This window comes from Embleya sp. L77 (assembly GCF_055557415.1).
Window position 1 is genome coordinate 2,135,898 of sequence record NZ_CM145709.1, and the last position, 24,050, is coordinate 2,159,947.

The 24,050-nt window shown below is 70.7% G+C and carries 19 protein-coding genes; 10 read left to right on the forward strand and 9 right to left on the reverse strand.

Annotated elements, in window-relative coordinates; translation table 11 throughout:
* The first annotated feature begins 5 nt into the window (after positions 1 to 5).
* From ACZOOI_RS08610 to ACZOOI_RS08620, 3 genes are read left to right on the forward strand one after another with little or no spacing between them, the layout of a single operon-like run.
* On the forward strand, positions 6 to 1,013 hold the full coding sequence (locus ACZOOI_RS08610) for an SMI1/KNR4 family protein (RefSeq protein ID WP_465280161.1): 1,008 nt from the start codon (positions 6 to 8) through the stop codon (positions 1,011 to 1,013).
* A gap of 32 nt (positions 1,014 to 1,045) precedes the next feature.
* A complete protein-coding gene (locus ACZOOI_RS08615; protein WP_465280162.1) occupies positions 1,046 to 1,468 on the forward strand; it encodes a YwqJ-related putative deaminase in 423 nt (140 codons plus the stop codon).
* The gene (locus tag ACZOOI_RS08620; protein WP_465280163.1) at positions 1,465 to 2,208 is read left to right on the forward strand and encodes an SUKH-3 domain-containing protein; all 744 of its coding nucleotides are present in this window, start codon (positions 1,465 to 1,467) and stop codon (positions 2,206 to 2,208) included. Before ACZOOI_RS08615 ends, ACZOOI_RS08620 begins: the two co-directional genes overlap by 4 nt.
* 88 nt (positions 2,209 to 2,296) lie before the next feature.
* Here the strand turns inward: ACZOOI_RS08620 and ACZOOI_RS08625 are convergent, their stop codons facing one another.
* The 3 genes from ACZOOI_RS08625 to ACZOOI_RS08635 all read right to left on the reverse strand — a co-directional run bounded on the left by ACZOOI_RS08625 (position 2,297) and on the right by ACZOOI_RS08635 (position 6,179).
* Entirely contained in the window at positions 2,297 to 3,991 is a 1,695-nt protein-coding gene (locus ACZOOI_RS08625) for a DUF6114 domain-containing protein (RefSeq protein ID WP_465280164.1), read from the reverse strand.
* A gap of 76 nt (positions 3,992 to 4,067) precedes the next feature.
* Positions 4,068 to 4,703: a DUF6230 family protein gene (locus tag ACZOOI_RS08630; RefSeq protein WP_020555424.1), complete on the reverse strand. Its 636-nt coding sequence runs from the start codon at positions 4,701 to 4,703 to the stop codon at positions 4,068 to 4,070.
* Positions 4,704 to 5,225: 522 nt separating this feature from the next.
* Entirely contained in the window at positions 5,226 to 6,179 is a 954-nt protein-coding gene (locus ACZOOI_RS08635) for a tetratricopeptide repeat protein (RefSeq protein ID WP_465280165.1), read from the reverse strand.
* 291 nt (positions 6,180 to 6,470) lie between these two features.
* Between ACZOOI_RS08635 and ACZOOI_RS08640 the strand changes: the two genes are divergently transcribed.
* The gene (locus tag ACZOOI_RS08640) at positions 6,471 to 7,181 is read left to right on the forward strand and encodes a TetR/AcrR family transcriptional regulator (protein ID WP_465280166.1); all 711 of its coding nucleotides are present in this window, start codon (positions 6,471 to 6,473) and stop codon (positions 7,179 to 7,181) included.
* A gap of 194 nt (positions 7,182 to 7,375) precedes the next feature.
* Here the strand turns inward: ACZOOI_RS08640 and ACZOOI_RS08645 are convergent, their stop codons facing one another.
* The 4 genes from ACZOOI_RS08645 to ACZOOI_RS08660 form a co-directional block, all read right to left on the reverse strand.
* On the reverse strand, positions 7,376 to 8,992 hold the full coding sequence (locus ACZOOI_RS08645) for an acyl-CoA mutase large subunit family protein (RefSeq protein ID WP_465281147.1): 1,617 nt from the start codon (positions 8,990 to 8,992) through the stop codon (positions 7,376 to 7,378).
* Between the two features lie 266 nt (positions 8,993 to 9,258).
* A complete protein-coding gene (locus ACZOOI_RS08650) occupies positions 9,259 to 9,576 on the reverse strand; it encodes a DUF3817 domain-containing protein (protein ID WP_391581269.1) in 318 nt (105 codons plus the stop codon).
* A gap of 112 nt (positions 9,577 to 9,688) precedes the next feature.
* Positions 9,689 to 10,015 (reverse strand): DUF3817 domain-containing protein, encoded by a 327-nt coding sequence (locus tag ACZOOI_RS08655; protein WP_465280167.1) that lies wholly within the window; start codon positions 10,013 to 10,015, stop codon positions 9,689 to 9,691.
* 188 nt (positions 10,016 to 10,203) lie between these two features.
* Positions 10,204 to 10,779, reverse strand: a complete 576-nt coding sequence (locus ACZOOI_RS08660; protein WP_465280168.1) for a MarR family winged helix-turn-helix transcriptional regulator — start codon at positions 10,777 to 10,779, stop codon at positions 10,204 to 10,206.
* Positions 10,780 to 10,963: 184 nt separating this feature from the next.
* On the opposite strand from ACZOOI_RS08660, the gene ACZOOI_RS08665 reads away from it, so the two are divergent.
* Positions 10,964 to 11,470: a MarR family winged helix-turn-helix transcriptional regulator gene (locus ACZOOI_RS08665; RefSeq protein WP_465280169.1), complete on the forward strand. Its 507-nt coding sequence runs from the start codon at positions 10,964 to 10,966 to the stop codon at positions 11,468 to 11,470.
* Positions 11,471 to 11,855: 385 nt separating this feature from the next.
* Here the strand turns inward: ACZOOI_RS08665 and meaB are convergent, their stop codons facing one another.
* Together meaB and ACZOOI_RS08675 are read right to left on the reverse strand one after the other, a co-directional pair.
* A complete protein-coding gene (gene meaB / locus ACZOOI_RS08670; RefSeq protein WP_391581265.1) occupies positions 11,856 to 12,806 on the reverse strand; it encodes a methylmalonyl Co-A mutase-associated GTPase MeaB in 951 nt (316 codons plus the stop codon).
* Between the two features lie 191 nt (positions 12,807 to 12,997).
* A complete protein-coding gene (locus tag ACZOOI_RS08675) occupies positions 12,998 to 14,185 on the reverse strand; it encodes an acetyl-CoA C-acetyltransferase (protein ID WP_391581264.1) in 1,188 nt (395 codons plus the stop codon).
* A 262-nt stretch (positions 14,186 to 14,447) separates the two neighbouring features.
* On the opposite strand from ACZOOI_RS08675, the gene mce reads away from it, so the two are divergent.
* The 5 genes from mce to ACZOOI_RS08700 all read left to right on the forward strand — a co-directional run bounded on the left by mce (position 14,448) and on the right by ACZOOI_RS08700 (position 23,953).
* Complete coding sequence (gene mce, locus ACZOOI_RS08680; protein WP_465281148.1) at positions 14,448 to 14,888, forward strand: methylmalonyl-CoA epimerase; 441 nt, start codon at positions 14,448 to 14,450, stop codon at positions 14,886 to 14,888.
* 249 nt (positions 14,889 to 15,137) lie between these two features.
* Positions 15,138 to 16,475 (forward strand): crotonyl-CoA carboxylase/reductase, encoded by a 1,338-nt coding sequence (ccrA, locus tag ACZOOI_RS08685; RefSeq protein ID WP_391581263.1) that lies wholly within the window; start codon positions 15,138 to 15,140, stop codon positions 16,473 to 16,475.
* 139 nt (positions 16,476 to 16,614) lie between these two features.
* A complete protein-coding gene (locus ACZOOI_RS08690) occupies positions 16,615 to 21,240 on the forward strand; it encodes a hypothetical protein (RefSeq protein ID WP_465280170.1) in 4,626 nt (1,541 codons plus the stop codon).
* Positions 21,241 to 21,349: 109 nt separating this feature from the next.
* Positions 21,350 to 22,291 carry a coiled-coil domain-containing protein gene (locus ACZOOI_RS08695; protein WP_020555437.1) on the forward strand — a complete coding sequence of 314 codons (942 nt, stop codon included), beginning with the start codon at positions 21,350 to 21,352 and terminating at the stop codon, positions 22,289 to 22,291.
* A gap of 186 nt (positions 22,292 to 22,477) precedes the next feature.
* Positions 22,478 to 23,953, forward strand: coding sequence for an AI-2E family transporter (locus ACZOOI_RS08700; RefSeq protein WP_465280171.1), 1,476 nt, complete (start codon positions 22,478 to 22,480; stop codon positions 23,951 to 23,953).
* Positions 23,954 to 24,050 lie beyond the last annotated feature (97 nt).

The window sequence follows — 24,050 nt, forward strand, 5'->3', positions numbered from 1 at the left end:
GCGGCATGACCGACACCGGCACCGAGCACGGCGACTCTCCGGCCGCCGAATTCGCGGGTTCGATCGTCGATTTCGGCCGCACGTCGCGCAGCCGGGTATACCCGGACGGTATCTTCGTCGACCTGTACGGATTCCCGGACTTCCTGCCGTATGCGCGGGTGATGATCGAGACCGGCCCGGTACCGCCGGGTCTGGGTATCGACGAGGCGCGGGTCACCGACGTGCTCGCCGCCAACCTCGCGGCGGCCGGCACCGGCGACCCGCTGTATGCCGACACGGTCGAGACCGCGACCCCGCGCGGGTGGACCTGGCACCACGCTCCGCACGTACGCCGGCTCTACCTGGTCCCGGTCGACGTCAAGAACGCGCTGCGGCACCACGGCGGCGTGGCCACGATGACGGTCGACCGCGAGCGCACCGGCCTGTGGAGCCCGGCCGAACAGCCCCGGGTGCCGGCCGGTCTGCACGTGGGCCGGCCGCTCACCGACGTCGACCTGACCCACCTGGAGAACAAGTACCTCAAGTACCGACTCCCGCAGGCGTACCGCGCGTTGCTGATCGACAACGGCGGCGGTCCGCCGGCCCGGCCCGCGGTGCACATGCGCCACGGATTCGTGCTGGACCAGCAGTTCTTCAACCTCTACGGCGAGTACGACCCCTACGATCTGCTCGACGTCGCGGCGCGCCTCACCGATCGGCTGACTGGCGATTTCCTGGCCGTCGCGTGGGTCCAGGGCGGTGCCCTGGTGCTCAAGACGCAGGGGGCGGACGCGGGTTCGGTCTGGTACTGGGACAACGACGACCGGTACGCCCGCCGGGGCGACTCCCCCGAGGCGACGGTCGCCCTGCTGTCCCGGCTCGCCGACGACGTGACCACGCTGCTGGCCGACGAGCTGATCCAAGTACCGAGCGAACTCGACGAGATCGCCCGCACCGCGGTCGCCGGCGGGCACTACCGACCGGTCCTCGCCGAGCACGCGGGCGCGGGCCTGCCCGCCGACCTGCGTCCCTGACGCGGCATCACGAAGGGAACGGACGAGGACTGATGTTCGACAATCTGCTGCCGCCCGGCGTCGGTGCGGCGCTGCAACGCCCGGGCATGGAGCCGATGACGGCGGTCGGCGCACACACCACGAGCGTGGACCTGCACCCGGCCGTGACCGCGCTGCTGGACCGCACCGAGCCCGCGATGCGCTCGGTGTTCCACGGCCGGTGCCCCGACGCCCTGTTGATGTCCCAGGTCGCGGTCGAGGCGGAGGCCTCGTTGGCCGCCGAGGGCACGCACGACCCCGATCACGAGGTCGTGCTCGACCGGATGCGACACCTGCTGCGCGGTGCGACGATCGCCGCGATCCTGCTGCGCGAGCCGAACGACCCCGCGCACGAACGGCCGATCCCGCCCTGCTCGTCCTGCGCGCCCGCGCTGGCGGCCCTCGGGGTCACGATCCTGGAGGTGCCCGCCTCATGAGCAACCGCTTCCCCGAGGCCGTGGCCCAGGCCCTCACGGCCACCGGCTGGCAGCCCGGCATCCACATCCCGGAAGAGGAACTCCTGCGCTGGTACCGGGCGTTGGGCACGGCCGGCATCGACGTCCCGCCGAGCGCGATCAAGGCGCTGTGGGAGTTCGGCGGGATGACGGTGCATCAGTACGGTCCCGGCGTGGACATGTCCCGGATGCCGTTCCGGATCGACCCGATGGTCGGGCTGTACGCGGGCGACGTGCTCGCCGCATACGGCGCGGCGCTGGGTCGGCCGCTCACCCCGGTCGGCGAATACGACCTGGGCCGCGGCCGGTTGGCGATGGACCCGCGCGGTGCGGTGTACCTGTGGTGGGGCGATCTGTGGCATGTGGCCGACACCTTCGACGACGCGCTGATCGCGCTGATCGAGGGCCGCCGTCCGACCCGCCTGGACCTGGCACCGGCCGACGCGCCGCTGTCGCCGCGGCCGATCGACGAGCGCGAGGCCCGGGACAAGGCCCGCCGGCACGTGGTCGGCGGCGGTCCGAACGCGCCGACCGACTTCGTGATGACCGAGTTCGAGTACGGCTGGCTGGTCCAGGCGATCTACCCGGACCCCGACCCGATGGCCAACGTCGGCGCCGGCCAGTGGATCGTGGACCGCCGCAACGGCCGCGTGACGCTGTGGCCGAGCCTGCCGTCCGCAAACGTCCTGGCCATGTTCCGCGAACGCTACGTGGACGCGTAGCCCGCACACGCCGGCCACGCACGCCGATGCGCCCCGGAACCGGGTGGGTTCCGGGGCGCATCGCATGACGGCAATCGGCGGAGCCGAGTCACTGTCGAATGTGATCCTTGTTGATCCCATACCCGGGTATGTGCATCCGACCACCCAACTGTGTGTACATCGCGGACTCCACGTTGGTGAAGAACACGACGGGAACGTTGATCGGCGGCGGACTGTCCGGGGTGAAGGTGATCGGAACGACTCCGAAGATGTTGCCCTTGAGGTACTTGACGTACATCGTCGTCTTCGTATCCGCTTCCATCCAGGACTTGCTGCCCTCTCGGGCCGTGATGGCGACGTCCTTGCCCGACGCTTCCTTCACCGTCATCGACAGGTTCCAGATGTCGATCCCCTTCGAGACGGTGAACTTCAGCGCCGGTTCCTCGGCCCCTTGGAGGGTCTTCACCTTCACCACACCCTCGTAGTTCAGACCCGCCATCGCCAGCAGATTGGATCTGAGCACGAACGGATCGACCGCGACCGGCGGTTCGCCGGATCCGGCCTTGGCCTCCACCGGGCCCTCGATCGGGCACGGAAACGGCGTCTTGCCGTTCGTCGGCTTGGCCGGGGACGACGTGGCGGACGGTTTCGCCGATGTCGTGGCGGACCGGGGCGCAGCCTTGCCGGAAGGCGTGGCCGCCACCGTCGCGGGCGGCGTGGTCGTCGCGAGTGCCGACGGCGCAGCTTCCACCGGAGCGACCGGCGCGACGGGTACCGCCGGTGCGGTCGATGCCTTGGGCGGGAGCTTGATCCCGGGCAACCCGAGCCCCGGGAGTCCGGGCAGGGACAACTCGGGCAATTTCAGCTCGGGCAGCTTGAGTTCGGGCAACTTCGGTGCTGGTGTCCCCGCTTGCGGCGACTTCGACTCCGACGCCCTGGTTTCGGCCGCCGGGAGGGACGCCGCCGCAGCGGGTTGCCCCGCCTTGCCGGCCGGCGTGGAGGCCACCGACTTGGCGGGGGTCGTGCTCGGCGCCGTGCTCGCCGTGCTCGGCGGCGCCGACGTGCTCGACGAAGTCGTGGGACTCGCCGAAACGCACGGACCGTCCGCGTACGGGTTGCTCGGCAGTTCATCGCTGGGCGACGCCTGGGCGATGCCGACGACACCCACGACGCCGATCATGGCCGTCGCGATCGTCGCCAGCGCCACGCGCGGCGAGGCCGCCCCTCGGGCACCGTCACCGGGCCGGTCGGTCTCCGACCCGGTCGATGCTTCCCCCGAGGCATCAGGGGCCTTTCCGTTCAGAGCCTGCGCGAGGAAGCCGTCCTCGACCAACGTTTCGTCGGGAACTCGTTCGTCCCCGCTGCCGCCCTGGTCGTCGTCATCCGAGCGGTCCTCGCCGGCTTCCTCTCCCGCCGGCAGGTACACCCACGAGATCGCGAGCGTGCCGCCGATCAAGCCGCACAACATCCCGACGAAGAACCCACCGAAGGTGGCGACGATGAACGACACGAGGGACACGAGGATCACGAAGATCCCGATGTACACCCTGGCCTTGGGGTTCAGCCAGATCGCAATCCCGGACAGGATCAGGATCGCGCCGATGAAGATCGCCGAGACGCCGCCCATCTGGGTGATCTTGAAGGTGATGTCACCGGCGCTGAGTGTCGCGTAGGGCGCCCACAGGATCGGGCCGGAACCCAGGATCGTGAAGAGCCCGGCCCAGAAGGGCCGTTCCTTGCGCCAACTCCGAAACGCCTGCCATCCACGTCCCAGCGCGCTGGGTTGCCGCTGTTCTGCGGTCACTCTCGACTCCCTGGAGTGTTGCTGCGGTACCGCGGACCGGCTGCGGGCGGACCTGCCCCCCGCAGCCGACGATGCGTCAGAAGCACTCCAGGCTCGGGCCGCCGACCTTCAGGTGCAGGTCATTGAGCCAGAACTTGCCTGCCTGGACCATCCACGCGGACTGGTTCACGTTGGTGAACTTCGCCTTGGTGGCCTGTTGGCCGAACATGTTCGGGGCACCGTTGCCGATGTCCTTGGGACCCTTGGCCCACGGAACGCCGTTGTCCTTGCCCATGGTCGACGCGTCCACGCCGATGTCGATGTTCTCGAAGTAGGCGTCGCCGTCGAGCGAATCCATCGAGAGCGTCATGTTCTCGGCCTTCGCGGGCCGACCGTTCCCGCCCGCCTTGATCTGCATGACGAGCGGAGTACCGGGCACGCGCACCGACTGACACATGTTGGTGATCTGCGCGGTGCCGAGTGCCGCCGTGGCCACCGGCACGTCGGCGCCGTTCTTGCGCTTGAGCGCCTCGCCGTACTGCGAGAAGTCGGTGGCGTCCATCTCGTCCGCGTGCACCTTGAAGTTGCCACCGGACACCGTGATGTTGACCGGCACGACACCGTTGGCGACCCCCGCGAACACACCGACGGTCATTGCCGCGACCGGTATGAGGGTGATGCCGAACCGCTTCCAGCGAGTCTTGCCGCTACCCGCCTGAACCTTCTTGTCCATGGTCCTCCTCGGGACAGAATCCCCTCCTCGTGCGGACCAGGGCCGCACGTGGCGGGGCATGGAGGGAGGGCCTGCCTGTCCTGGGACGGACCGGCACGGCCTGGATGGGGAGGTCCGCGCCCGAGCCACCGACCGGCTGCCGGGGCGAATGGGACACGGATCGAGCGGCCCGATCATCTTTCACGACCGGGTCGGCACACAAGAGGTTCGTTACCGGCGAGTAACGCCGACTCCGGGACGGCACTCACGGCCGGGTCACAGCGCGGCATCGACACCGGTATCGGGTGGTGCGGTTTGGCCGGATAAGTCCGCTACGGGGTTACCCGTAAGTCACCAAATGCCACGCAGGGCAAGGGAAATGACCCATAGTCAAAGATGGGTAAAGACCAAGCCCCGACCGCTCTCGAGCACGAGAACGACCGGGGCTTCATCACGAACCGAGTGCCTGCGCAGGATCGGAAGGCACAGGACCGGAGGTGCACAAGCGAAGAATCGCAGGATCGAAGGATCGAAGGTGCAGGATCAGAAGAGCACGCCGGCCAGCGCCATGCGCGCCTTGGGCACCCTCGGGTCGTCCGCGCCGACGATCTCGAACAGGTCGAGCAGGTGCAGGCGCGCCTTGTTCCGCTCGTCGCCCGCCGTCCGGCGCACGGTCTCCACGAGCCGGGCGAATGCCTCGTCCGCGCGACCGTCCAGGACGTCCAGGTCGGCCGCGAGCGTCTGCGCCGCGACGTCGTCCGGGCGCTCGGCGGCGTCCACGCGGGCCTTGTCCGCGTCCACGCCCTGGGTGCGCAGCAGGAGTTCGGTGTTGATCAGGCCGAGCTTGGCCTCGGCGTGCGCCGGGTGGTCGGAGAGCACGTTGCGGAACGCCTGGGCCGCGCCGTCCAGATCGCCCGCCTCCAGCGCCTCGTCGGCGGCCGCCAGCAGCGGGTCGCCGGCGGGCTCCTCCTCGGCCTCGGCGGGCGCGTCGGCGGGCCCGCCGTCGACCACGACGCCGGTCAGGCCGAAGCGCTCCTCACCGAGCTGGACGAGCTGGTCCAGCACCTGCCGGGCCTGCTGCTCGGGCACCACACCCTGGAACAGCGGAGCGAGTTGGCCACCCAGGACCGCCATCACGGCGGGGATGCCCTGGATACCGAACTCCTGGGCGATACGCGGGTTGGCGTCGACGTCGATCTTGGCGAGCACGAAGCGGCCGGCGTATTCCTCGGCCAGGCGCTCCAGCAGCGGGCTCAGCTGTTTGCACGGCTGGCACCACTCGGCCCAGAAGTCGATCACGACGGGGGCCTGTTGGGAGAGCGCGAGCACATCGGTCTCGAAGGTGGCCTCGGTGACGTCGATGACGACCCGTTGGGCACCGGACGCGGCGGCGGGCTTCCCGGCCGGCGCGGCCGCACGCTTGGCGGCGTTGTCGGCGGCGGCCTTGACCGCACCGAGGTCGACTACTCCGCGCATGGACATGTTCCGTGGCTGCATGTAGACATCTTCCCCCGAGAGCAAGCCGAACGATGCACGGGGCGACCCACCGGCGCATGCCGAAGCCTCGTCGCGTCCCGGTCCCCGCAGGATGCGGGCCCCGGGACGGACGACGACCCTTGACGGGTCGTCAGTCGCGATCGTGTGCTCGAATCCCCATCCAGGCACCGCGATTCGCTACGGCTCGTAGCGTAAGGGGCGCGCCGGGGGGAACGCGACCGTAGGATCCGCAATGGTGGATGTGAGTTGCACCACCGCCGCCCACCTTACCAATCGGTAACATGACCGACCGTGTACGACGAATCGGCCGGAGACCATCCGCACGACCCGCCCGTGCAGCGCAAGGGACGCCCGCGCAGCACCACCGCGGACGACGCGATCCTGGACGCGGCGCGCTCGTTGCTGGCCGACGGCGGATGGGCCGGGCTGACCATGGGGGACGTCGCCACACGAGCGGGCGTGGCCAAGACCACGCTCTACCGCCGCTGGCACTCCAAGCACGACCTGGCCATCGCCGCGGTCGCGGAAATGCTCGGCACCCTCGCACTGCCGGATCAGGGTCCGGATCTACGCGCGGACATCGAGGACGTGGTCCGCCGCTTCGCCGCACTCCTGGGCCGCCCGGACATGCGCACGGCCCTGATGGGCCTGGTCGCCGACTCCACCAGCGACCCGGTCCTGCGCCGACGCATCCGCGAAGAGGTCGTCGACCCGCAAAAACGCCTCGTCGTCGAGGGCCGCGCCCGCGCCGAAACCCGAGGCGAAATCACCTCCCCGGGTGACATAGACGTCGACCTCGTCTTCGACATCATCGCCGGCACGGTGGTCCAACACATCCTGGTAAGCGCCGAACCCGCCTCGGACGCCTGGGTCCAACGCTTCACCACGTTCGTAGTAACCGGCATGCTCCCCCCACCCACCCCACCACGAGCCCACCCACCCGAGCCGGCACACAAAACCCGCCACCCCAACACGAGACCAAGCAGCCCAGCCGGCGCATGAGACCAAGCAGCCCCGCCGGCGCTTGAGGCGAACCAGCCCGGCCGGCGCTTGAGGCCAAATAGCCCGGCCGGCGCTTGAGGCCACTCAGCCCCGCCGGCGTTTGAGGCGAACCAGCCCGGCCGGCGCTTGAGGCCAAGCAGCCCGGCCGGCGCTTGAGGCCACCGATGCCGCAGGCGAGGCCACCCCCGACCCCGTCAGAACCGCGCCGGCTCCGTATATGTGCCCCACTCCTCCCGAAGGACATCGCAAATCTCCCCGAGCGTCGCCTCCACCCGAGCCGCCGCCAACATCGGCGGCACCAAATTCCCCGAGCCCCGTGCAACGTCCCGCATCGCGGCCAACGCCGCAGTCACCGCCGCCTGATCCCGCCCGCCCCGCCGCACGGCAAGCGCCGACACCTGGTCCCGCTCGACCTCGTGGCTGACCCGCATGATCTCCAGGTCACCGGTCACCGAGCCCTCGTGGCAGTTGACCCCCACCACCCGCTTGTCGCCCTTCTCCACGGCCCGCTGGTAGCGGAACGCCGACTCGGCGATCTCCCCGGTGAACCACCCGTCCTCGATGCCGCGCAGGATGCCGGACGTCATCGGCCCGATCGGGTGCGGCGACGTCTCGCCCAGCTCACGGATCCGCGCGAACGTCGCCTCCGCCTCGGCCTCCAGCCGATCCGTCAGCGCCTCGACGTACCAGGACCCGCCCAGCGGGTCGGCCACCGCCGCGACCCCGGTCTCCTCCATCAGCACCTGCTGGGTGCGCAGCGCGATCTCCGCGGCCTGCTCACTCGGCAGCGCCAACGTCTCGTCCAGCGCGTTCGTGTGCAGCGAGTTGGTGCCGCCGAGCACCGCCGCGAGCGCCTCGACCGCGGTGCGCACCACGTTGTTGTACGGCTGCTGCGCGGTCAGCGAGACACCGGCCGTCTGGGTGTGGAAGCGCAACCACTGCGCCTTCGCGGTCTTGGCGCCGTACACGTCGCGCATCCACCGCGCCCAGATTCGACGCGCCGCGCGGAACTTGGCGATCTCCTCGAAGAAGTCCACGTGCGCGTCGAAGAAGAACGACAGCCCGGGCGCGAAGACGTCGACGTCCATCCCGCGCGACAGCCCCAGCTCGACATAGCCGAAGCCGTTGGCCAGCGTGTACGCGAGTTCCTGCGCGGCCGTCGCCCCGGCCTCGCGGATGTGGTAACCCGACACCGAGAGCGGCTTGTACGCCGGGATCTCGGCCGCGCAGTACTCCATCAGGTCGCCGATCAGGCGCAGATGCGGCTCGGGAGCGAACAGCCACTCCTTCTGCGCGATGTACTCCTTGAAGATGTCGGTCTGCAGCGTGCCGTTGAGCGTGCCGATGTCCACGCCCTGCCGTTCGGCCGCGACCAGGTACATGCAGAACGCCGGCACGGCCGGCCCCGAGATGGTCATCGACGTGGTCACGTCGCCGAGCGGGATGTCGCGGAAGAGCACGTCCATGTCGGCCGCCGAGTCCACCGCGACCCCGCAGTGCCCCACCTCGCCGAGCGAGCGCTCGTCGTCGCTGTCGCGGCCCATCAGCGTGGGCATGTCGAACGCGACCGAGAGGCCGCCGCCGCCGTTCGCCAGGATCATCCGGTAGCGCTCGTTGGTCTGTTCGGCGTTGCCGAATCCGGCGAACTGCCGGATGGTCCACGCCCGGCCGCGATAGCCGGTCGCGTACAGACCGCGGGTGTAGGGAAATTCGCCCGGCCAGCCGATCCGTTCGAAGCCCTCGTAGGGCTGATCGGCGGGCGGCCCGTAGACCGGTTCGACCTCAAGTTCGGAGAGCGTGGTGCGGCGCATGCCCTCGTTGCGGACCTTGTCGTACCGGTCCTGCCAGCGCCGCCGACCCTCTTCGATGTCCTCGGTGTTCACGTGGCTCCTGTCCGCTGCCGTCGTCGTAGGACCCATTCCCGCGCGGCACGAGAAAATTACTAGGACGTCCTAGTAAATGTCCACGACCCCGGAACCGACTCCGCGAACGGCCCCGAGAACACCGAAGCCCCCGACGGAACGTCGGAGGCTTCGAAAACACCGGGAGCCGGGGCACGGCCCCGACCGGCGACCGCTCAGGCGGCAGCCGGCGCGGCGGTCGGCTCGACCAGCTTGTGCTTCATCTTGTAGTCGAAGACGAACGGGCCGAACGGCGGGATCGCCGCGATGAAGGCGAGCAGCGTGGTCTTGTTGTCCCAGGACAGCTTGGTGCGCACGTCCATCATGGCCAGCAGGTACAGGATGAACATGACCGCGTGCAGCAGGCCCAGCGGCATGACCAGGTTGATGTCCGAGATCCGGCTCAGCAGCGAGCCGAAGACGAGCAGGAGCAGGAACGAAGTGCCCTCGGCGATCGAGATCACCTTGAAGCGGCCGACAGCGGTGGAAAGCATGGGGATCCTCGGGGGAAGCGGATACGAAACGGGCTGACTGCGAGCCGATGACGCGTGCCGAGCGGGCCGAGCGGCCACCGGTCGGGCAGACGGTGCGGCGGGAGTGGACGCCTCAGGCGGTGGCGCCGGCGGTGTCGAGCCCGCGCTCCCGGACCGCCTCGACGGCCTTGCGCTCGGCGAAGAACGACGCGAGCGGGATCGTGCCGGCGACCATCATCAGCAGCATGCGCTCGAACTTCCACTTCATCTTGCTGCTGAGATCGAAGGTGACGACCAGGTAGATCATGAAGAGCAGACCGTGTGCCTGGCTGACGTAGAGCGTCGCCTTCTCGCCCGTGTCGAACCCGTACTTGAGGACCATGCACAGGCACAGGACCAGGAGCATGCACCCGGTGATCCAGGCCATCACCCGGTAGCGGGTCAATACGACAGGCTTCACGGCAGCACCTTCGGTAACGGCGGCTTCGACGACCTCGTCGACCGCTTTTCACAATGGCGCATGCAGCTTACGTCGCCGCCACCGGGGTCCCCGAATCCGCCCCCTCCCACCGTTATGTGCCGGCCGGGACATGCCGGGCGCCGCGTCGGCCGTACGGCGGGCCGCAAGTCGCTCGGGTCGCCGTCCGCCTACGCGTCGGCCGAGTCGCGCTCTGCAACGATCGGCGTGCGTGCCGAGGCGTCCTGCGCCGCGGGCTCCTCGATCCGGAAGTCGCCCGCGTCCACCCGCAAGACCCGCAGCAGGTCGAACAGCTGGGCACACTGCTCCGGGGTGTACGCGCCGAGCCCGAACTCGCGCGCGGTCAGGTCGCGGGTGGCCCGCTCGGTGACGTCGCGCCCCTTGTCGGTGATCACCGCGAGCACGCCCCGCCCGTCCCGCGGGTTCGGCCGGCGGGCGACCAGTTCGGCCTGCTCCAGGCGGTCGATCGTGTTGGTCACACTCGTCGGGTGGACCATCAGCCGCTCGCCGATCCGGGACAGCGGCAACGATCCGGTCCGGCTGAAGGTGAGCAGCACCAGTGCCTCGTAGCGGGCGAAGGTCAGCCCGTACGGCTTGAGCACCGCGTCGGCGCCCGCGAGCAGGATCTGCTGGGCACGCATGATCGAGGTGATGGCGACCATCGGCGGGCACTCCCCCCAGTGCTCTCGCCAGTGCTCGTCGGCACGCGTGATCGGATCGAAGGGGAGATTCAGTGGCTTCGGCACGGGCCGAGCGTAGTGGAGGTTACCGATCGGTCACGTGGCCGTCTCACCGCTCGCGCATGCCCCCGCGCGCGTACCGTGCGCGCATGGCGCCCGGTCGGCCGCGGTCTCCGGGCCGCGACGCGCCGGTGGCCTGCCTCGACCCAGAGGTCATTCAAGCTTCAACTATTTTCGGTATTCTCTGTACATGACCGAAGCCGAGCCCAGGTGGCTGAGCGATGAAGACCAGTGGGTCTGGCGCCAGATCATCGCCGTGATCAACATGCTGCCGCCGCGATTGGAGCGTGAACTCCAGCGCGCGCACGGGTTGTCCCTGCACGACTACCAGATCCTGGTCCGGCTCTCCGAGCACCCGGATCGGGAGGTACGGCTGAGCGATCTCGCCGAGGCGACCCAGCAGTCCAAGAGCCGACTCTCACACCAGATGACCCGGATGGAGAACGCCGGCCTGGTGGCGCGCCGCAACTGTCCCACCGACCGGCGCGGTGCCTTCGCGGTGCTCACCGAGGAGGGTTGGCGAGTGCTCGAGGCCGCGGCACCCACACACGTGGAGGGCGTCCGCGAGCACCTGATGGACGTGATGACACCCGCCCAGAAGCAGGTCGTCGGCGAAGCCTTCGGCGCAGTGGCCGAAAACCTCCGCCCACCCACCCGCCCCACGTCCTGCCCCAAACCCAGCCCGTCCGGCGCGTAAGACCGCGAAACCGAGCCCGGCCCACCGGCACCGCAGCCTCACCCGAACCGCACCAAACCCAACCCGCCCGCCGCTTGACGACGCGAAGCCGAGCCCGGCCCACCCGACACCGCAGCCTCACCCCGAACCGCACCAAACCAGCCCGTCCGGCGCGTAAGACCGCGAAACCGAGCCCGGCCCACCCGACACCGCAGCCTCACCCCGAACCGCACCAAACCCAGCCCGTCCGGCGTTTGAGGACGCCCCAATCCGAACCGGGCCGGCCAAACGACCGGGGCCGAGCCGTCAGCCCGTCCGGCGCTTGAGGACGACAGAGCAGACCGACGTCGCCCCCGCGACCGGGCAGCGCCGACTCGGATCGGGGGCGGCGGCAACAACCGCCCGCCTAGCCCCCCAGCCCCGCGATCAGCTCGTCCGCAGCCGCATACGGATCCAGATCCCCCGAAAGCACCCGCGCAGCAAGCGCATCGAGCCGCAGGCCACCCCGCAGGTCGCCGATCCGCGCCCGCAACGCGGTGACCGCGATCGCCTCGACCTCGTCGGCCACCCGCCGCCGGCGCCGCCGGGTGAGCTCGCCGCCGGCCTCCATCCAGGCCCGGTGCTTCTCCAGCGCCTCGACCACCTCGTCGACCCCCTCGCCGCGCGAGGCCACCGTCTTGACGATCGGCGGACGCCAGTCCCCCGGCCCGCGCGCCTCGCCCAGCGAGAGCATGTGGCCGAGTTCGCGCGCGGTGGTCGCCGCGCCGTCCCGGTCCGCCTTGTTGACCACGTACAGATCGCCGATCTCCAGGATCCCGGCCTTGGCCGCCTGGATCCCGTCCCCCATCCCGGGCGCGAGCAGCACCACCGTGCTGTCCGCCATCGAGGCGATCTCCACCTCGGACTGGCCCACCCCGACGGTCTCCACGATCACCACGTCACAGCCCGCCGCATCCAGCACCCGCAGGGCCTGCGGGGTGGACCAGGACAGGCCGCCCAGGTGCCCGCGCGAGGCCATCGAGCGGATGTACACCCCGGGGTCGGTCGCGTGGTCCTGCATCCGCACCCGGTCGCCGAGCAGCGCACCGCCGGAGAACGGCGAGGACGGGTCCACCGCGAGCACGCCCACCCGCCGGCCCAGCCTGCGATAGGCGCTCACCAGTGCGGTGGTGGAGGTCGACTTGCCCACACCGGGTGATCCGGTCAGCCCGACCACGTACGCGTTGCCGGCCAACGGCGCGAGCGCGGCCATCACCTCGCGCAGTTTCGGCGACGCGTCCTCGACCAGCGAGATCAACCGGGCGACCGCCCTCGGCCTGCCCTCCCGGGCCTGGGCCACCAACGTCGCGACATCCATCCCCGACCTCATGCGCCACCGCTTCCCTGCTCGGATATGCCGAAACGACCCCGCAGTCGGCGCGACACACACCGAGGTGTGCGCCGCGCGACTCCGAGATCGTTTCAGGTGGGTGTATCACCGGGAACCGCCCGGTCGGCACCACCCGCCGGGTCCGGGCGCGGGCCCGGGTGCGCGGCGACCGGATCGGCTCAGTTGCCCGGGACCGTGATGATCAGCGCGTCGCCCTGGCCACCGCCACCGCACAGCGCCGCCGCGCCGGTGCCGCCGCCGCGCCGCTTGAGTTCGAGCGCCAGGTGCAGCACCACTCGGGCGCCGGACATCCCGATCGGGTGACCCAGGGCGATCGCGCCGCCGTTGACGTTGACCTTGTCGGTGCCGACCCCGAGGTCGCGCATCGACTGCACGGCCACCGCCGCGAACGCCTCGTTGATCTCGATCAGGTCCAAGTCCTCGACGGTCAGGCCCTGCTTGCCCAGCGCGTGCTTGATCGCGTTCGAGGGCTGCGACTGGAGCGAGTTGTCCGGGCCCGCGACGTTGCCGTGCGCGCCGATCTCGGCCAGCCACTCCAGGCCCAGTTCCTCGGCCTTGGCCTTGCTCATCACCACGACGGCGGCGGCGCCGTCGGAGATCTGCGAGGCCGAACCCGCGGTGATCGTGCCGTCCTTGGTGAACGCCGGGCGCAGCTTGCCCAGGGACTCCGCGGTGGTGTCCGGACGCACACCCTCGTCGGTGGCGAACGCGATCGGCTCGCCGCGCCGCTGCGGGATCTGCACCGGCACGATCTCGGCGTCGAAGACGCCGTTCTTCGCGGCGGCGGCGGCCCGCTGGTGCGACAGCGCCGCCACCTCGTCCTGCTCCGCGCGCGAGATGTTCAGCTTGCCGTTGTGGTGCTCGGTCGACTCGCCCATCGGGATGTTCTCGAACGCGTCGGTCAGCCCGTCGTAGGCCATCGCGTCGAGCATCTCGACCGCGCCGTACTTGAAGCCCTCGCGGGATTTCGGCAGCAGGTGCGGGGCGTTGGTCATGGACTCCATGCCGCCCGCGACCACGATGTCGAACTCGCCCGCGCGGATCAGCTGGTCGGCCAGCGCGATCGCGTCCAGGCCGGAGAGACAGACCTTGTTGACGGTGAGGGAGGGCACGTTCATCGGGATGCCGGCCTTGACCGACGCCTGGCGGGCGGGCATCTGCCCGGCACCGGCCTGGAGCACCTGGCCCATGATCACGTACTGGACCTGGTCTCCGGTGATGCCCGCGCGCTCCAGCGCGGACTTGATCGCGATGGCGCCGAGGTCGGTGCCGGAGAAGCCCTTGAGGGATCCGAGCAGACGACCCATGGGCGTGCGGGCCCCGGCGACGATGACAGAACCGGCCATGAGGGTGGCCTCCACAACTTTATGGTCGGGGTGCCATCGCCAGGCGGTCCGGACGACGTGCGGCATCCCCGCGACGGACGTGAGGTTGTTCCGGAACCTACCCGGAAGGGCCGCGACCGTGGCAGGGGGCTCCGATGTGACGGAACCCACCATGTCGGGCCGCCCAAATCGAGTGGGCTCTCACCCATAGTCTCGTTTCGACGGACCCGGGTATCTACTCGCAGGTAACCCGGGTGTTTCCCAGAGGCCTTTGGAGGCCATGGTGCTCACACGTATCGACCACATCGGCATCGCCTGCCACGACCTCGACGCGACGGTGGCGTTCTACACAACGACCTACGGTTTCGAGGTGTTCCACACCGAGGTCAACGAGGAGCAGGGCGTCCGCGAGGCGATGCTCAAGATCAACGAGACCTCGGACGGCGGCGCCTCCTACCTCCAGTTGCTGGAGCCCATCCGGGACGACTCCACCGTCGCCAAGTGGCTCGCCAAGAACGGCGAGGGCGTGCACCACATCGCCTTCGGCACCGCCGACGTCGATGCGGACTCGGCCGCGATCAAGGACAAGGGCGTGCGGGTGCTGTACGACGAGCCGCGTCGTGGTTCCATGGGCTCGCGCATCACTTTCCTGCACCCCAAGGACTGCCACGGTGTGCTCACCGAGCTGGTGACCTCGGCCGCGAACCCCGACGCGGAGCACTGAGCCGAGCTCTCGACCCGCGCCGGCGCGCGGCATTCCGGCGACCGCCCGCGACATCCCGCACGCGGCGCCGGCCCCGACCTTGCCCCGCCCGGCCCCGACAACCCGTCAAGCGAGCGGCGCAGTTCCTGCGACTCCGCCTCTTGTCGGGTTTGTGCGGACCGCCTAGCGTTACCAGCGGGTAAGTTCAGCGAAGTTCGACAAACCCTCATGTTGTCCCATGCTTCAAACGCCGACCCATGGAGGCCGACGATGAAGGAGATCCTCGACGCCATCCTCGCGGGGGACACCCCCAAGGAGGCGTACGCAGCGCTCCCGCTTCCCGACTCGTACCGCGCCGTCACCGTCCACAAGGACGAGGAGACGATGTTCGAGGGCATGGAATCGCGGGACAAGGATCCGCGTCAGTCGCTGCACGTCGAAGACGTGCCGCTGCCCGAACTCGGCCCCGGCGAAGCCCTCGTCGCCGTGATGGCCAGTGCAATCAACTACAACACCGTGTGGACCTCGCTCTTCGAGCCGGTCTCCACCTTCCGCTTCCTGGAGAAGTACGGCCGCAACTCGGAGCTGACCAAGCGGCACGACCTGCCCTACCACGTGGTCGGCTCCGACCTCGCGGGCGTCGTCCTGCGCACCGGCGCGGGGGTCAACGCCTGGAAGCCCGGCGACGAGGTGGTCGCGCACTGCCTGTCGGTCGAGCTGGAGAGCGCGGACGGGCACGCGGACACGATGCTCGACCCCGAGCAGCGCATCTGGGGCTTCGAGACCAACTTCGGCGGTCTCGCGCACATCGCCCTGGTCAAGAGCAACCAGCTGATGCCCAAGCCGGCACACCTGTCGTGGGAAGAGGCCGCCTCGCCGGGCCTGGTCAACTCGACGGCGTACCGCCAGCTCGTCTCGCGCAACGGCGCCGGCATGAAGCAGGGCGACAACGTGCTGATCTGGGGCGCCTCCGGCGGCCTGGGCTCGTACGCGACCCAGTTCGCCCTCGCCGGCGGCGCGACGCCGATCTGCGTGGTGTCCTCCGAGGACAAGGCGCAACTGTGTCGGGACATGGGCGCCGAGTTGGTGATCGACCGCCGGGCCGAGGACTTCCGCTTCTGGAAGGACGAGCGCACCCAGGACCCGCGCGAGTGGAACCGGTTCGGCAAGCGCATCCGCGAACTCACCGGCGGCGAGGACGTGGACATCGTCTTCGAGCACCCCGGTCGCGAGACGTTCGGCGCCTCCGTGTACGTCACCCGCAAGGGCGGCACCATCGTGACCTGCGCATCGACGTCGGGTTACATGCACGAGTACGACAACCGTTACCTGTGGATGAGCCTGAAGCGCATCGTCGGCTCGCACTTCGCCAACTACCGGGAGGCGTGGGAGGCGAACCGTCTGGTGGCGAAGGGTAAGATTCACCCGACGTTGTCGCGCACCTACGCTCTGGAAGACACCGGCCAGGCGGCCCGAGACGTCCACCGGAACCTGCACCAGGGCAAGGTGGGCGTACTGTGTCTTGCACCGGAGGAGGGCCTGGGGGTTCGGGACGCCGAGATGCGAGCGCGGCATATCGACGCCATCAACCGCTTTCGTAACGTCTGACGGCGGTCCCTGGATCTGAGACCATTCTCCCTGGTAGTCAATGCGGTACGGGCGGTTCCGGATGTACATACGGGGTCGTGTCGTCACCAACCGGTCGGAAACGGCCGATTTGCAGTACTGAAACGTACGCGGCCAGGGGATGGAGTGGGACCCCACAGTGCGGGGCTACGACCGCTACCAAGTTGACGAGCACCTCGAACTGCTCGACGACGAGATCAAGCGGCTGAAGAAGGAGCGCGACGACACCGTCGCACACGCGGAGGACCTCGGCTATCAGGTCGAGGTTCTCCGCGCGAAGCTGCATGACCTTCGCCGCCAGCTCGCCACGCCCCGATTCGACAGCATCGGCGGCCAGGCCGAGCAGATGCTGCGCAATGCCCAGTTGCAGGCCGATCAGGTCCGCGCGGACGCCGAGCGCGAACTCCAGGAGTCGCGCGCGACCACGCAGCGCCTGCTCCAGGAGGCCGCCGCGCGCTCCGCCCGGCTGGAGGCCGACTGGCAGGCCGAGGTGATGGAGCGCCGCCGGCGCCTGGACGAGGAATTGGCCCAGGCCCGCCAGGCCACCGAGGCCCGGGTCAACGAGAACGTCGCGTGGGCCGAGCAGTTGCGTGCCCAGGCCGAGGAGCGTTCGCGCCAACTCCTGGACAACGCCCGCGCCGAGGCCGAACGGATCGCCGCCGCCGCGCGCGAACAGGCCGTCGGCACCAGCGAGAGCACCCGCGCCGAGGTCGAGTCGTTGCTCTCCCGGGCGCAGAGCGACGCGGACCGGGTGATCGCCGAGGCCAAGGCCCGGGCGAGCGCGGCCGTGGACCAGTCCGAACAACTGCGCACCGAGACCCGCACCCGTGCGGAGAGTCTGGTGGGCGACGCCCGGGTCGAGGCCGCCCGGATCATCGGCGAGGCGCGGTCCGAGGCCGAGCGGGTCACCGGCGAGGCCGGCGCCCGCGCACAGGGCGCCTCCGAGAACACCGCGAAGCTGCTCGAATCCGCCCAGTTGGAGATCGAGCGACTGCGTGCCGAGGCGGCCGGCGAGGCGGACCGCCGCCAGGCCGAGGCCCAGCGCCTGCTCCAGAGCGCCGAGGTCGAGGCGAGCGAGAAGCTCGGCAAGGCCGCCGGCGACGCCGAGGCGTACCTGGCCAAGGCCCGCGCGGAGGCGGACAAGGTCACCGCCGAGGCCCGCGCCGCGGCCGAGCGGCTGCGCGCCGAGGCACTCGCCGAGGCGGACCGGCTGCGCGACGAGGCCCGCACCGAAGTCGAGTCGCTGCGTACCGACACCCGCGCCGAGTTGGACACCGCCCGCGAGGAAACCCTGGCCCGGGTCGACGAGTTGGAGGCCGGGGCGCGCGCGGAGATCGAGCGTCGCCGGCAGGAGGTGGACCGACTGCGGGCCGAGGCGCAGCAGTTGCTCACCAACGCCGAGGCCGGCGCCGCCGAGCGCCTGGAGACCGCCGCACGGGCCGCGGACGACCTGATGGCCAAGTCCCGGTCCGAGGCGGAGCGGCTGCAGAGCGAAGCCCGCACCGAGGCGGACGAGTTGCGGGCCCGCGCACAGGCCGACGCCGAGGCGGTCGAGGTGCGCACCCGCGAGTCGAGCGATCGACTGGCCAACGAGGCCCGCGAGTACGCGGACCAGGTGCGCGCCAAGGCCGCGCAGAGCGCCGAGGAGCTGCTGGAGACTGCCCGCGCCGAGACCGGCAAGCTGCGCGAGAAGGCGGTTGCCGACACGCACCGCCTGCGCGAGCTCACGCAGCGCCAACAGGCGGAAGCCGTCGAGGAGTTGCAGCGCGCCCAGGACGAGGCGCAGAGCCTGCGCGAGGAGGCCGCGAGGGCCGCCGAGCAACTGCGCGAGGAATCGGCCGCGCAGGCCGCGGAGCGGATCGAGGCGGCCCGGGCCGAGGCGGAGCGGGTGCGCACCGAGGCCGCCGAGAGCGCCGGTCGTTCGCACGCCGAGGCCGAGGAGCTGGTGGCCAAGGCCCGGACCGAGGCGCACAAGGCCGCGACCGACGCGTCCCGTGCGGCCGAGGAAATGATGCGTTCCGCCGAGCAGGCCGCCATCGAGCTGCGCGAGCAGGCGGTGGCGCAGGCCGAGGCGGTGCGCGCGGAGGCCGAGCGGCAGGCGGCCGAGCTGCGTGCCCGTACCGAGGAACTGCGCGCCCGCGCCGAGCAGTCCGCCGGCGAGGCCGAGGCCGCGCTGGACGTGGCCCGGGCGGATGCCCAGGCCACCATGGAGCAGGCCCGTGCCGAGGCCGGCGCGCGTACCCAGTCGGCCGCAGTCAAGGCGGACGAGCTGATCGGCAAGGCCCGCGAGGAGGCCGAGAAGGTCCTCACCGACTCCCGTGAGGAGGCGGACGGGATGCGCTCGGCCGCCCGCCGGGATGCCGCCTCGATGCGCGAGGAGGCGGAGACCGAGGCGCGCGCGCTGCGCGAGGAGACCGAAAGCACCGCACGTTCGGTGCGCGAGGCCGCCGAGAGCGCGGCGCTGACGCTGCGCGAGGAGAGCACCGAGACGGCCCGCACGCTGCTGGCCGGCGCGGAGGCGGACGCGACCCGAATGCGGACCGAGGCCGAGGCCGCCGCGCAGGCGCTGCGCGAGAAGACCACCGAGACGGCCCGTTCGGTGCTGGAACAGGCCGACGCTGAGGCCGAGCGCATGCGCACGGAAGCCGAGACGGCCGCCCGCACGCTGCGCGAGGAGACCACCGAGACCGCACGTTCGGTGCTGGAGCAGGCGCATGCCGAGGCGGAGCGCATGCGTACCGAGGCGGAGGATGCCGCCCGTACGCTGCGCACCGAGACGGCGGCGACCGTGCGTGCCGCGTTGGACAAGGCGGAGAAGGACGCCGCGCGGATGCGCGCGGAGGGCGAGGAGACCGCGCTCGGCATCCTCGAACAGGCCGACGGCGAGGCTCGCAGCCTGCGCCAGGAGGCGACCGCGGCGCTGGCCGCGGCCAACGCCGACGCGGACGCGGCGCGGGCGCAGGGCGAGACCGACGCGGACCGGGCCAGGTCCGAGGCGCAGACCGCCGCCCGGGCGCTTCTGGAGCGGGCCGAGCGCGACGCCGAGCAGGTGCGCACCGACGCCGAGACCGCCGCCCGCACGCTGCGGCAGGAAGCCGCCGCCGCACTGGAGGCCGCGCGCACCGAGGCCGAGCGGCTGCACGCCGAGGCGACCGCGACGCTGGCCGCGGCCAACCACGACGCGAGCACGCTGCGCGAGGAGGCCGCCACGGCGCTGGCGGAGGCGACGGCGGAGTCCGAGCGGCTGCGCGGCGAGGCCGAGACGGCCGCGCTGACCCAGCTCGAACAGGCGGACGCCGACGCCACCCGGATGCGCGAGGAGGCCGAGGCCGAGGCGACCCGGCTGCGGACCCAGGGCGCCCAGGCGCTGGAGGAGGCCCGCGACGAGGCCGCCGAGTTGCGCGACCGCACCAAGGCGCGGGCCCGCGAACTGCTGGAGAAGGCCGAGGCGCGCGGCACCGATCTGCTCGAGAGTGCGACCACCCAGGCCCGGTTGGCCAAGGAGGACGCGGCTCGCGCGGTCGCCGAGGCGCAGGCCGAGGCGGAGGCCGTACGGGCCGCGGTGGTGGGCATCGAGGATGCCGCCCGCGAGGAGTCGGACCGGCTCACCGCGCTCGCCGAACGCGACCTGGCCAAGGCCCGCGACGACGCCGAGACCACGCTGGTCCGGGCCCGCGCGGAGGCGGACGCCACGGTCACCGCGGCGCGCAAGCACGCCGAGCGGATGAAGTCCGATTCCGACCGGGAGGCCGAGAAGACCCGAACGGCCGGACGGGAGGCGGCGAACAAGGAGCTGCGCGAGGCCGAGGAGGCCGCGACCGAACTGCGCGACCAGGCCCGCGCGGAGCTGGAGCGGGCCGCCAACGAGGCCGAGGAGCTGCTGATTCGGGCGAAGGGTCGGGCCACCGAGATCGTCGGCACGGCCGAGCACAAGGCCGAACAGCGCCTCAACGAGGCCAACGACGCGGCGAACCGGTTGATCGCCGAGGCCGAGGCGGAGGACGAGCGGCTGCGCGCCGAGGCGACGGCGGTGATAGAGAAGGCGCGCAAGGACTCGGACGCGATGATCAGCGAGACGCGCCGGGACACCACCGCCACCCGCGAGCGCTCGGACAAGGAGGCCGAACAGCTCGTCGAACGCGCCCGCCGGCAGGCCGCGGAGGGCCTGAAGCAGGCCGGGAAGCGGGTCGACGACCTGGTCGCCGCCGCGGAGGAACAGGTGAGCGAGGCCCGCGTGGACGCCGAGAAGATGAAGGTGGCCGCGGCGGAGGAAGCCGAGCGAATTCGTGACAAGGCCGGTTCCGAGGCGGATAGGGTACGGATTGCCGCGGTGAAGAAGGCCGAGGCGTTGCTCTCGGAAGCGGAACAGCGCCTGGCCGACGCCCAGAAGGGCGCGGACGACCTGCGGGCGAAGGTGGCCGAACAGGTGGCCGCCGCCCAGCGGGAGGCGCAGGCGGTCCGTCGCAAGACCGCCGCGGACGCCGAGAAGGTTCTCGACGAGGCGCGGAAGGAGGCGGAGCGACTGCGCACCGAGGCGCGCAAGGACGCGGACCGTCATCGTGCCGACGGACAGCGCAAACTCGACGAGTTGAACCGCAGACGCAAGGACATCACCGCCGAGATGTCGCGCGTGCAGGGCGTGTTGGACGCGCTCGCCGCTCCCGCGGGTCTGTCCTCCGGCAAGGGCAACTCCTCGTCGGGGAAGGGCCCCGCGGCGAAGGGTGCCGGTTCGTCGTCATCCGATTGAGCGATGCCGGCCGGTTCTTATCCCCCGGTCAGGTCGATGCTCCGCCCGATTCGTGCCAGGATTCCACCCGTCACCTCATTCACCGCACCCGTCATACGACAGGAACCCCATGAGCGACACTAACTCTCCGCACGGCTTCGACATCGTCCGCCGTGGGTACGAGCGTTCGCAGGTCGACGACCGCATCACGAAGCTCGTGTCGGACCGTGACAGCGCGCTCGCGAGGATCTCGGCGCTGGAGAAGCGGATCGAGGAACTGCACCTCGAAAGCCAGAACGCGCAGGCCCAACTCGCCGACGCCGAACCGTCCTACGCGGGTCTCGGCGCCCGGGTGGAGAAGATCCTCCGCCTTGCCGAGGAAGAGGCCAAGGACCTGCGCGAGGAGGCCCGCCGCGCCGCCGATCAGCACCGCGAGTTGGCCGAGGCGGCCGCGCAGCAGGTCCGTTCCGACGCCGAGCAGTACGGCAAGGAGCGCAAGGCCAAGGCCGAGGACGAGGGTTCGCGGATCCTCGACAAGGCCAAGAGCGACGCGGCCCAGCTGCGCGGCGAGGCGGCCAAGGACGCGTCGGCCAAGCGCGAGGAGGCCGAGGCCCTCTTCGAGGAGACCCGGGCCAAGGCCGCCCAGGCCGCCGCCGACTTCGAGACCAACCTGGCCAAGCGCCGCGAGCAGTCCGAGCGCGACCTGGCGGCTCGTCAGGCCAAGGCCGAAAAGCGCCTGTCCGAGGTCGAGCACCGGGCCGAGCAACTGCGCCTGGAAGCCGAGAAGCTGCGTACCGACGCCGAGCGCCGCTCGCGTCAGACGATCGAGACCGCGCAGCGCCAGGCCGACGACATCGTCGCCGACGCGCGGGCCAAGGCCGACCGGATCCGCTCGGAGTCCGAGCGCGAGCTGGCCGCGCTGACCCACCGTCGGGACAGCATCAACGCGCAGCTGACCAACGTGCGCGAGATGTTGGCCACCCTCACCGGCGCGGCCGTCGCCGCCGCGGGTGTGAGCATCGATGACGACGACGACAAGATGCCGGGTGTGCCGGCGCAGCAGAGCCGCTGACGCTCCCGCGGGGAGTTTCGGCACGGGCCGTAGCGGCCGATTTCCGCGGCCGGGCGGCGGGCGGGTTCCACGAGGACCCGCCCGCCGCCCGGCCGCATTTTCATGACGCAGTCTCGGGCCCGTCGGCGGGATGCGGTTCGTGTCGAATCGTCGGATCCGAGCAGGGTGAACGAGGAGCAACGGGGCATGGGTCGACTCGGCAACTTCTGGCCGCGCCGCAGATCGGGGGCGCCCACCGGCAACGGCGGCGCCCCGGATGCGGGCACGGCGGCGGACGGGGCCGGCGCACCCGCGCAGCCCGCGGACCCGGCCGCGGTCGGCCCGCCGGCGCCGGGCAAACCGGGGGCCGCGCCGGGGACTTCGGCCGATCCGGCGCCGGTGCCCGTGCCGGCCCTGGTCGGCACGGCCGATCCCGATCCGGCGGGCGCGGCCGACGCGCCGCCGCAGCCGGACCCGGCCGGTACCGCGGCCGATCCCGCCGACGGCACCGCCGGCGCGCCCGTCGACGCGGGCACGGTGGTCCCGGCGCAGGCCGACGGCAAGGACCCGGCCTCGACCGAGACCTCCGCCTCGACCCCGGCCTCGGTCCGGCCGTGGACCGGCGTCGGCTCGCGGTTCGGCGACCCCGGTCAACCGCTGCGGCGTTCGTCGCCGTTCTACATCGGCTTCATCGGCGGCCTCGGGCTGATCACCGCGTGGTTCCTGGCCCAGGCCGTGATGGGCATCCAGCACGTCCTGATCGTCATCCTGATCTCGTTCTTCCTGGCCGCGGGTCTGAACCCGTTCGTGGAGCGGCTGGAGCGTCGGGGCATGACCCGGCGCTGGGCGGTGTGCACGGTCGCCCTGGGCTTCGTGGTGGCGACCGCCGGCTTCGCCACCGCGATCGCACAACCGCTGGTCGAGCAGACGTCGAGCCTGATCAACTCCATCCCGGACAGCCTCACCGAACTGCGCAACAACGAGAGGTTCCGCAAGCTCGACGAGAAGTACGACATCGTCACCCGGGCCAAGGAGTGGGCCGCGGACGCCAATACCGCGCAGAACGTGGCGGGCGGCCTGTGGGGCTTCGGCAAGATGGTGCTGACCTCGGTGTTCGACACGCTCACCGTGATCGTGTTGACGCTCTACTTCCTGGGCGCGCTGCCCAGCATCAAGGACCACCTGTACAACCTGTTCCCGAAGTCGCGCCGGGCGCGGGTGCGGCTGCTCGGCGACGAGATCCTGTCCGGGATCGGCGGCTACGTGAACGGCGCGCTGATCGTGGCGACCTGCGCGGGCCTGTCCTCGTTCATCTTCCTGATGGTCCTGGGCAACGACTACGCGCTGCCGCTGGCGCTGGTGATCGCGTTCACCGACCTGATCCCGATGATCGGCGCCACCATCGGCGCCGCGGTGGTGTCGGTCGTGGTCTTCTTCGACTCCCCCGGCAAGGCGCTCACGTGCGTGATCTTCTTCCTGGCCTACCAGCAGTTCGAGAACTACCTGATCTATCCGCGGGTGATGAACCGCGCGGTGAACGTGCCGCCCGCGATCACGGTGATCGCGGCGCTGGTCGGTGGCGCCCTGCTCGGCGTGACGGGGGCATTGCTCGCAATTCCCATCGCAGCCGCCGTATTGCTCATACTCCGCGAAGTGGTCACGCCTCGCCAGGATCAAGCCTGATCTTGTCAATCATCCTGCGGGATGATTCGCGGGACTTCCCTCGAACCTGTGACCGGACCAGGGCCCGCCGTGCGGCTGCCGTCGGCAGCGACCTTTC